Source organism: Rhizobacter sp. P3_C12, assembly GCF_056402735.1.
Map to the genome: position 1 here is coordinate 1 of NZ_JBFUGW010000233.1, position 9997 is coordinate 9997.

A 9997-nucleotide genomic window follows, 5' to 3' on the forward strand; every position below is an offset into this window, starting at 1 on the left:
GCTCGTCACCGGACCGAACGGTTCCCACTTGATATCGCTGAGCAGCGGCGTGGGCGTGCCGTTCGCGTCCTGGGCCATACCGATCGCGGTCACGTTGCGGCTCGTGTAGCTGCGTACGACGGTGCGGCCCGACGGGTAGGTGATGTTGGTCAGGCGGCCCAGCGTGTAGCCGTAGCGTGTGGTGCTGACGATGGCGGTGCTGTTGGCGTCCGTGGCAGGGCTCACGGATTGAACCGCTTCGAGCACCCGTCCCCTCTGGTCGTACTTGAATCGCGACCAGCCGTTGGGATGATCGGTGCGGCTGAGCCGGTTGGCGCTGTAGCTGTAGTCCGGCCCCTTCAGGTCATAGGCCCAGCTCACCGTCTGGCTGGGCTGCCCGCTCTGGTTGTAGACCAGCTGCGTCAGCCGGTCCATCGGGTCGTAGGTGTACCTCTCCAGCACGCCGCGGCTGTCGGTGCGGGTCGTCAGGTTGCCGATCTCATTGAAGGTCTGACTCGCCGTGCCAGTGTCGGGGCTGATCAGCTGGGTCGCGTTGCCGAAGCCGTCACGCGGGTACCGCGTGACCAGACCCTCGGGTCGGTGACCTGCGTCGGTCGATCACGTCCGTCGTGCAGGAACTGCGTCACCCCCTGTTTCGGATCGGTGTGGGTCTTCACCCGATACAGCGGGTCGTAGCTGAGCTTGGTCTCCAGCTTCAGGCCATCCGGATCTCGGATGATCTTGGTGCGGTTTCCCTGGGCGTCGTATTCATAGGCCCTCACCGGGGTCGGCGAGATGGGCGGTGGGGGAAGCTCTGCATGGCAAAGCGAGGCGTTCAACAGGCAGGTCGCAACAACAATGACCCCTGCGCGGGTCGTCGTCTTCATCGTCGGAATTCCGGAGAGCGGTGGATCGGACCGCGTCGCCACAACTCTGAAGGGACTGCTTCGACGGCGCGTTCGTCGGATTGGAAGAGAACCCGACGAACGCCACAAGCCTCATCGTCCGCCCATCACCCCGCGTTGACGATTGTTGACAATATCCCTCGGCATCACACGAACCCCAGCTTCGTCGCGCTGCCGAAGTTCGCCAGGTTCGGCAGCACCGTGCGCAGCTGTGCATCGCTCGCGCCGAACCAGCCGAGCATCGTCGCCGCGTACTGGTCCACCGACGAGGTGGGGATCCAGCGGCCCTGCTGCTCCCAGGTGTCGACGCCGACATCGTTCGGCCCGCCGAGCGCGAGATCCGGGTAGCTGCCGTAGCCGCGCCCGCCCTTCACCGCGCCACCGACCACGATGTGGTGGTTGCCCCAGGCGTGGTCGGTGCCCATGCTGTTGTTCGGCACGAAGGTGCGCCCGAAATCGCTCTGCGTGAAGGCCGTCACCGATTCGCCCAGGCCCAGCGCCTTCATCGCGCGGTAGAAGGCGCCGAGCGCATCGCCCAGCTCCTTCAGCAGTTGTGCGTGCTGGCCATCGGCCGGGCTGCCGTCGACGGCCTGGTTGCCGTGCGTGTCGAATGCGCTCATCTGCGCGAAGAAGATCTGCCGGTTGCCCTGCACCGTCGCGTTGCCCGACACCAGCTTCGCGATCTGGTACAGCTGGCGGCCGAGGCCGGTGCCGATCTTGCCGCCCGAGATCAGCGGTGCGAAGGCAGTGTCGATCGCGGCCGTCGCGCCCGCGCCGCCCGGCACGATCTTCACCAGGCCCGAGAGCCGGTCCGACACGTTGAAGGCATCGCGCTGGATCGCCGTGTAGGCGTTCGCGAGCGCGAGCTCCTGCTGCTCGAGGTACATCGCGTCGATGGCCGCCTTGCGTTCGGCCTTCCACGCGACCTTCAGGTCTTCCGGCTGCATCTCGTAGGCGCCGAAGGTGTCGCCCGGCGTGTTCGGCAGCACCAGCGGCGTGTGCGTGCGCGAGATGCCGAAGCGCGGCGTGCCGCTCAGCGAGATCACCGGGTTCGCGGTGACCAGCGCGTCCGAGGCGCGACCGCCCCAGCCGGTCGGCTCGAGCGAATCGCCGGTGCCGTTCTCCCACAGGTACTGCTGGTCGGAGTGCGAGTACAGCGAATCGGGCAGCACGCCGACGCTGGACGACGCGGCGCGGAACTCGGCCTTGGTCAACGGCTTGATCAGCGGGCCGACGTTGAACACCGGCGCGATGTGGCCGTCGTCGGCCGCCGCCTGCAGGCCGGCCAGCGCCGGGTGCAGCCCGTAGGTCATGCCGGCGAGCGGCACCAGGCGGTTGCTCGGGATCGCCAGCCTGGCGCGCACCGCGGCGTACTGGTTGTAGCGCGCCGCATCGGTCGGCACAACGGTGTTCAGGCCGTCGTTGCCGCCGTACAGGAAGATGCACAGCAGCGCCTTGTAGTCGGCGGCATACGCGGGCTTGGCGCCCAGCAGGTTGCCGAGCGTGCCGGCACCCAGCGCGGTCGCGAGGCCCAGGCCGGAACGCGCGAGCCAGCGCCGCCGGTTGATCAGGATCATCGGTTCAGTCTCGAAGTTCATGTCGGTTGCTCACGTTTTGCGCCACCTGCGACGCATGACTCGGCCAAGCCCAGCGGCCGCCGCGGAACCGGCTTTGCCGGGCCGCTGGCGGCGCCCCCTTGAGGGGGAGGCGCGCAGCGCCTCGGGGGGTGGGTCATCTCTGGATCTGGTAGTCGGGAGAGGCGTAGACCAGGTAGGCCGCGCGCTTGACGCGGCTGGTCTTCCAGTTGTTGCCGTCGGTGGCCTGCGTCCAGCGCTCGACGGCCTTCACGACCGACGCGCGCGGCGTGCTCGGCAGCAGCCRACCGAGCGCGACCATCGAGATGCGGTCGACCAGCACGCCGGCGTTGTCGGCCGAATCGGTGAACGAGGCCAGGTTCACCTGGGTGCCGGTGGCGCCCGGGATCGACGCATCGACGCCGCTGCCGCCCCAGTCGATCAGGTACAGCAGGTAGTTCATGCGCGCGAGCGCGGTGTTGGCGTTGTGGATGCCGAAGGCCGGGCCGACCAGACCACTGGTGCCGGCCACCGGGTAGTCGGGCGGGTAGTCGCTGAAGATCGACGGCGGGTTGAACACCCGCTGCTGCAGGTTGCCGCCCCAGTACCAGTTGAAGGGTTCGCCGTCGGTGCTGCCGTTCAGCCCGCGCAGCACGCCGGTGAACATCAGCACCGGCTCGCGCAGCTTGCCGCCCTGCGCGGGCACCGTGTCGCCGCGCGCCTCGGCATCGAGCAGCACCGCCGCCGCCGTGGCCGCCAGGTCGCCGCGCACGCCGCTGCCGAAGCTCGCGTATTTGCCGTTGTTGAACGCCGTCGCGACGCGCATCACGTAGGCCGGCGACGGGTTGCTGCTGACCAGGTGCTGGATCAGCTGCCGGCCGATGAAGGGGCCGATGTTCGGGTGCGCCATCACGCTGTCGAGCACCGACTCCAGCGCGACCGGCGCCRTGTGCCCGGCGGCCAGCTTGACGTTCGAGAGCAGGCTGYGCGCCTGCTTGTCGTGGTACTTGTCGATCTGCACCATGTCGCCGTTGTAGTAGCGGCAGTTGGCGCCCGTCGGCCAGCAGCCGTTCGGGTGCGCGCCGCCTGCCGGGTAGGTCCAGCCTGTCAGCGCGAAGGCATAGGCGCGCACCGTCTCGTTGTTGTAGGTCGGCTGGCACTTGCCGCCCTTCAGGCTGCCGTCGAGGTTCAGCTCGCAGGTGCCGATGCTGAACAGCTGCAGCAGCTCGCGCGCGAAGTTCTCGTTCGGCGCGCCCTTGTCGTTGTTCGCGTTGTTCAGGAAATCGCCCATCAGCGGCGACAGCGTGATCTTCTTCAGCAGGTCGCGGTAGTTGCCGAAGGCGCCGTCGAGCATCGCGTTGTAGTAGTTGCGAAAGCCGTAGGTGCCCAGCACTTCGGCGTTGTTCAGCGGAAAGAGCTGCTGGAACGCGAAGGTGACGCGCTGGCGCAGCTGGTCGGGCTGGCCGACGGCGTTGCGGTAGAAATCCCACATCAGCGGATCGGTCGAGATGTAGTCGCGAAAGCAGTTCGGCTCCATCGCCGGCGTGCAGAAGTCCGGCCGGTCGACGTACTGGTGGTACTCGCCACTGCCCTTGCCGCTGGTGTAGCGCGAGGTCTTCAGCGCGAGCTGCTCGGTGACCCAGGCAGTGGCGCCCTTCGCCTTGATCGTCGTGACCAGCGCTTCGGTCGGACCGAAGGTGGCCTGGTCGGCGAGACGCACGGCGTCGCGGGCGGACATGGGGCCAGGGGCGGGTGCCGGGGCGGGGGCAGGCGCCGGTGCCGGACTGGGGGCGGGTGCCGGGGACGGGCTCGGCGAAGGAGCCGGCGCGGGCGCCGGGCTGGGGGATGGTGCAGGAGACGGCGCTGGTGCCGGCGCTGGGCTCGGTGCCGGAGCCGGCGGCGTTCCGCTTATCGGATCGCCGGAAGAGGAACCGTTTCCACTTTCGTTGCCGCCGCAAGCGGCAACGACGGCGGCGAACAGAATTGCAACCGCAAGTGAAGCGCGGCGCCGAGCTATCGGCAGCAGGAGGGAGTAGGTATCGGAAGTGTCGCTGGACATGGAAACGTCCTGTGGCAAGAGTGGCAATTCGCGAGAGTTCGCGACCTGTTCGTCAAGCTGTGGGATCGCAATCCCGCGTCGACGAACGCTCACCCGGACACTGCAGGAAGGGTGCCCGCTGCGCGCCGTCACCCCCCAAAAGGGCGACCCGCAACCGCGCGAACGGAGGATGGCGGTACGCGGTGATCCGCGCGATGCTGTGCGCACCCTGCCCCACGGAGCCCGCCATGCAGTTCGCCCCCCGTTCCCCGGTGTCGACCCGGATGCCCCTCGTCCAGCAGCGCCGCATGCCGAAGGCGCGCAGCTCGTACCCGACGCTGTCGCTGGTGCGCCTGGGGCGCAGCCCGCTGCAGAAGCTGGCGTGGATCTTCGGGTTCGGGCGCTAGGGGATTCCTGGCCTCAGAGGACGAGGCCCATGTCGACCGAGTCGTAGTACGCGCCGTCGAACCGCATCCCGTGGCGCTTGACGGCCTCGCGCGTGAAGCCCAGGCCTTCATACAGCCTGATCGCGCGCTCGTTGTCGGCACGCACTTCAAGCTCGATGCGGGTCATGCCCTGGGCTGTCGCCTTGGCCAGGCAGGCCGAGAGAAGCCGCCGCCCCAGTCCCTTGCCTCGATAGGCGGGCAGCACGCCCATGCCCACCGTCCGTCGATGGCTGACGGCCGCAGCCCAGGCGGGGAAGATGTCGCACCAACCGACAACGGCCGACCCATCCACCGCCACGAACTGCGCTGCGTCCGCGGCAACGCTCTCACGGATGAACGCTTCGACCCGGGCGAGCGGGAGCGCCTCGACTTGAGCAAGGTACTTCTTCTCGCGCGCCACGGCATCGAGGCAGGCGTGGAATCCGCTGGCGTGGGACTCCGCGATGGGAACAATTTCAACACTCGGCAAGACCGGCTCCCTGCAGCTGCTGTGCAGAGGTCATCGTAGCCGGGCTGCGCGGCAGCCCGGCATCCGGCCGAGGAGATCAGTCCTTGAAGAACGCCAGCAGGTCCGGATTGATCACCTCCGGGTGCGTGGTGCACATGCCGTGCGGCAGCCCCGGGTAGACCTTCAGCGTGCCCTTCTTCAGCAGCTTGATCGCCAGCAGCGCCGAATCGGCGATCGGCACGATCTGGTCGTCATCACCGTGCATCACGAGCGTCGGCACGTCGATCTTCTTCAGGTCTTCGGTGAAATCGGTCTCGGAGAAGGCCTTCACGCAGTCGTGGTGGGCCTTGATGCCGCCGGCCATGCCCTGCAGCCACCAGTGCTGGCGGATGCCTTCGGAGACCTTGGCGTCCGGGCGGTTGTAGCCGTAGAACGGCAGCGTGATGTCGCGGTAGAACTCGGCCCGGTTGCCGGCCACGCCGGCGCGGATGCCGTCGAACACCTCGATCGGCAGGCCTTGCGGGTTGCTCTCGCTCTTCAGCATCACCGGCGGCACCGCGCCGATCAGCACGGCCTTGGCCACGCGCTTGCTGCCGTGGCGGCCCAGGTAGCGCGCCACCTCGCCGCCGCCGGTGGAGTGGCCGACGTGGATGGCATGGCGCAGGTCCAGCTTCTCGGTCAGCGCGGCCAGGTCGTCGGCATAGTGGTCCATGTCGTTGCCGTCCCAGGTCTGCGTCGAGCGGCCATGGCCCCGGCGGTCATGGGCGATCACGCGGTAGCCCTTCGCGAGGAAGTACAGCATCTGCGTGTCCCAGTCGTCGGAACTCAGCGGCCAGCCGTGCGAGAAGACGATCGGCTGGCCGGTGCCCCAATCCTTGTAGAAGATCTGGACGCCGTCCTTCGTGGTGATGGTGTTGTTGCCTTGGGTGTGGGAGCTCATCTTGTTGATCCTTCCTGTGGGTTGAGTGCCGGGGCTGCCGATCACGGAGAGCGTGATCGTGGGCGACGGCCGTTGATTGCAACACCGGCAGATGACAGTGGCAACGATTTCCCAAACGGGGGATGCGCGCCGCCACGCCGTCGCCACCGCCCTCGGTGCGTGGCTCACTTCCCCGTTCAGCGCAAGCCGAGCCGCGTCAGCTTCTTGATCAGGCCCACGCGCGAGATCCCGAGCCGCCGCGCCGCCTCCGACTGGTTGCCGCCCACCGCCGTCATCGCGTCGCGCACCAGGCGCAGTTCCAGCTCGGTCAGCGCCGCGTCCAGCGGGCCGGCCGCATCTCCGCCCGGCGGCACGTGCGAAGCGCTCGCCACCTCGGCCGGGTCGCCGCTGGCCAGCCGCAGCAGGTCGGCATCGACCTCGCGCTGGTCCGGCAGCAGCAAGGCCCCGGCCGATTCGACCACCGCTTTCAGCTCGCGCACGTTGCCCGGCCACTCGCGCGCGGTGAGCCAGGCCAGCGCCCCCGCCGACAGCCCGGCCCGCGGCGCCACGCGGTGCAGGAAGCGCGTCGCGAGCACCGGCACGTCGGCCGGCCGCTCGGCCAGCGACGRCGTGCGCAGCACCACGCCCTTCAGCCGGTAGAACAGGTCCTCGCGGAACGAGCCGTCGCGCACCATCGCCTCCAGCTCGCGGTGCGTGGCCGCCACCACGCGCGCCTCGGCCTTCTTCTGCACCCGCCCACCCACCGGCACGAAGCTGCCCTCCTGCAGGAAGCGCAACAGCTTCACCTGCATCGGCGGCGGCATCTCGCCGACCTCGTCGAGGAACAGCGTGCCGCCGTGCGCCGCCTCCACCAGCCCCGGCTGGTCGCGGTACGCGCCGGTGAAGCTGCCCTTCATGTGGCCGAACAGCTCGCTCTCGAGCAGCTCGGCCGACAACGCGCCGCAATGGATCGCGACGAACGGCCCGTTCTGCCGCGCACTGCAGGCATGCAGCGCGCGCGCCACCAGCTCCTTGCCGGTGCCAGTGGGCCCCAGCACCAGCACGCTGACGCCGGTCTGCGCGACGCGCCGCACCATCGCCCGCAGTTGCGCGGTGGCCGGCGCCTGGCCCACCATGCCGAGGTCGTCGGTCGCCTGCGTGCTGCGCAGCGTGGCGATCTCGGCATCGAGCCGCGCCTTGCGCAGCGCCCGCGCGACGACGAAGCGCAGCATGTCCGGGTCGATCGGCTTGGTGAGGAAATCCCACGCCCCCAGCTCGGTGGCGCGCAGCGCGAGCTCGTGCTCGCCGTGGCCCGTCAGCACGATGACCGGCACGCCGGCGAAGCGCGGGATCAGCTCCAGGCCGATCTCGGGGTCCATGTGCGGCGGCATCGCGAGATCCAGCAGCACCAGCTCGGGCCGCTGCCGCGCGAAGGCCTCGAGCGCCTGCTCGCCGTCGCCGGCCAGCGTGACCTCGTGGCCCAACCCGCGCAGGAAGCTGCCGCCGAGGCGCTGGAACGCAGCCTCGTCGTCCACCAGCAGCACGCGCCCCGCCTCGGGCGCGGTGTCATCGGTATCGCTCATGTCGTCCTCGGAAATCTCAATGTGAAACACGTCCGCCATGGCGCCCGCTCGGTCAGCGCCACGCTGCCGCCGTGCGCGTTCATCACGCGCGCGACRATCGCGAGGCCGAGCCCGGTGCCGCCCGGGCTGCGCGACGCGAACGGCTCGAACAGCCGCTCGCGCACCTCGGCCGGCACGCCCGGGCCGTTGTCGCAGACGTGCAGCAGCAGCGCATCGGCCGTGGTCTCGGCGTCGATGTGCACGCCGGCGCCGTCGTGCTGCGCATCCGCAGCTGCGGTGCGCGCGTTCTCCACCAGGTTGGTCAGCGCCTGGTCGACGCGCCGCGCATCGGCCTCGACGATCAGCTCGCCGTCCAGCCCCGGGCCGAGGCTCAGCGCCGGCAGCCGGCGCGCCGCGGTGCGCACGTGCGCGGCCAGGTCGATCGGCGCGGTCACGAGCTTCCAGGGCTTGGCGTAATCGAGCAGGTCGCGCGTCAGGTGCGAGATGCGCGCGACCTGGTCAGCCACCTCGCGCCGGGTCTCGGCGGGTGCCATCGCCACCGCCATCGAGATGATGTTCAACGGGTTGCGGATGTCGTGCGCCACCGTGGCCGCCAGCGAGCCGAGCTCGGCGAGCCGCGCCTGCAACTGCCGCTCGCGCTCGCGCTCGGCGATCTGGCGCGCCTGCTCGACGCGGGCCGCCGCTTCGGCGACGACGCTGCCGAACAGCTCGGCCACCTGGCGCGGGCCGGGCGGTGCGGCCTCCCAGCCGTGCAGCGTGGTGGTCCAGCCTGCAGGGCCCGCCAGGCACACCAGCGAAGGCGCAGAGGCAGGAGCCTCTGGCAGCTCGCCCACATGCACCTCCACGCGCGTGCCGATGCGCTGGCTCAGCAAGGCCGCGGCGCGCTCGGCCAGCGCCTGCGGCGTCTCGGGCGATTGCAGCGCGAGCCGCCAGGCGCCCAGGTCGGCCACCGACACCTCGCCGCCCGGGTACACCAGCCGCTCAGCGAAGCGCCGCACCGGGCCGTTCAGCGCGAGGCAGCTGGCCGCCACCGCGAGGCCACCGATCCAGCGCGACTCGATCGGCAGCAGCGGCGTCACCGCGACGATCGCCGCGCCCAGCGCCAGCAGCAGCGCCCACACCAGCGCGCGGCGCGCCCAGGCATTGGCGACGAACACGCCGTAGCGCAGGATGCCGTAGACGAGGATCAGCGGATAGAACGGCAGCCCGAGCAGCGGGAACGGGTACACCGGCCAGTCGAGCACCGCGATGCCGTAGCCGGTGAGGCACAGCATGCCCCACAGGCACGAGGCGGTGACGGAGGCGATCTGGTTGAAGTACTGGCTGAATTGCCAACCGCGACCCGGCCGGCGCGCCCGCATCAGCGTGTGCAGCAGCACCGAGACGCCGCCGATGCCGAGGATCACCCACGCCATGCTGGCGATCCAGCCGCTCAGGTTGGCGATGGCGATCCAGCCGATGTCGCGGTGCGCGACCAGGTGGCCCGGCACCAGGATCTCGGCCGCGAGCGTCGACACCGCCCCCAGCGCATACGCGGCTGCGACGCCGGCCCGGCCGATCTCGACGCGGCAGAACACCAGGCAGAAGTGGAAGAAGAACGACGAGGTGAGCGGCGCGGTCGCGAGCAGGGCCATGCTCGCGCGCTCGACCTCGTGGCCGAACCAGTTCGGCAGCTCATTGCCGGTGATCCAGATCGCGATGCCGGTCAGGAAGGCGGCCAGCAAGCGCGCCCCCGCGACCCGGTCGGCCCACCACAGCAGCACGCCGGCCAGGGCCAGGGTCTCGAACAGCGCAAAGGCCAGGGTGGCGTGGATCAGCATGCAGGGGTGACCTGTCAACCAGGTTGACGACGAGGGGTTCGCGCACTGTATACGAAGTATGCAGATCGAAATACAAAACCCAATCAAATCAACGGCTTGCGTTCGACGAACGGGGTGGTCCGGTTCTCGCGATAGAGGCTGTGTCAGCCACCTTCGAACAACACCATGACTGCCCTCACCGCCCTGCTTGCCACCCGCCTGCGCCGCACCTCTGCACCGAGCCGCACCCCCGCGCGCGCCGCGCCGCTCGACCTGGCCGCGCTGGTCGGCGCCGCCGGCTGGGCC

The 9997-nt window shown here is 69.6% G+C and carries 9 protein-coding genes; 1 reads left to right on the forward strand and 8 read right to left on the reverse strand.

Annotation, left to right across the window (positions count from 1 at the left end; genetic code table 11):
* From AC1DXV_RS26235 to AC1DXV_RS26250, 4 genes are all read right to left on the reverse strand, one after another.
* Positions 1-441, reverse strand: a 441-nt coding sequence (locus AC1DXV_RS26235; protein WP_477936317.1) for a hypothetical protein, incomplete at its 3' end; no start/stop codon positions are given.
* A gap of 77 nt (positions 442-518) precedes the next feature.
* The gene (locus tag AC1DXV_RS26240) at positions 519-866 is read right to left on the reverse strand and encodes a hypothetical protein (RefSeq protein WP_477936319.1); all 348 of its coding nucleotides are present in this window, start codon (positions 864-866) and stop codon (positions 519-521) included.
* A 164-nt stretch (positions 867-1030) separates the two neighbouring features.
* Positions 1031-2461 (reverse strand): DUF1501 domain-containing protein, encoded by a 1431-nt coding sequence (locus AC1DXV_RS26245; RefSeq protein ID WP_477936321.1) that lies wholly within the window; start codon positions 2459-2461, stop codon positions 1031-1033.
* A 154-nt stretch (positions 2462-2615) separates the two neighbouring features.
* The gene (locus AC1DXV_RS26250) at positions 2616-4196 is read right to left on the reverse strand and encodes a DUF1800 domain-containing protein (RefSeq protein ID WP_477936323.1); all 1581 of its coding nucleotides are present in this window, start codon (positions 4194-4196) and stop codon (positions 2616-2618) included.
* Positions 4197-4744: 548 nt separating this feature from the next.
* Here AC1DXV_RS26250 and AC1DXV_RS26255 point away from each other — a divergent pair.
* On the forward strand, positions 4745-4903 hold the full coding sequence (locus AC1DXV_RS26255) for a hypothetical protein (RefSeq protein WP_477872072.1): 159 nt from the start codon (positions 4745-4747) through the stop codon (positions 4901-4903).
* Between the two features lie 13 nt (positions 4904-4916).
* Here the strand turns inward: AC1DXV_RS26255 and AC1DXV_RS26260 are convergent, their stop codons facing one another.
* The 4 genes from AC1DXV_RS26260 to AC1DXV_RS26275 all read right to left on the reverse strand — a co-directional run bounded on the left by AC1DXV_RS26260 (position 4917) and on the right by AC1DXV_RS26275 (position 9712).
* Complete coding sequence (locus AC1DXV_RS26260; protein ID WP_477936325.1) at positions 4917-5411, reverse strand: GNAT family N-acetyltransferase; 495 nt, start codon at positions 5409-5411, stop codon at positions 4917-4919.
* A gap of 76 nt (positions 5412-5487) precedes the next feature.
* Entirely contained in the window at positions 5488-6330 is an 843-nt protein-coding gene (locus AC1DXV_RS26265) for an alpha/beta fold hydrolase (protein ID WP_477936327.1), read from the reverse strand.
* 176 nt (positions 6331-6506) lie between these two features.
* Positions 6507-7892 carry a sigma-54-dependent transcriptional regulator gene (locus AC1DXV_RS26270; RefSeq protein ID WP_477936329.1) on the reverse strand — a complete coding sequence of 462 codons (1386 nt, stop codon included), beginning with the start codon at positions 7890-7892 and terminating at the stop codon, positions 6507-6509.
* Entirely contained in the window at positions 7889-9712 is a 1824-nt protein-coding gene (locus AC1DXV_RS26275; protein WP_477936331.1) for a sensor histidine kinase, read from the reverse strand. Before AC1DXV_RS26275 ends, AC1DXV_RS26270 begins: the two co-directional genes overlap by 4 nt.
* Positions 9713-9997: the final 285 nt, after the last annotated feature.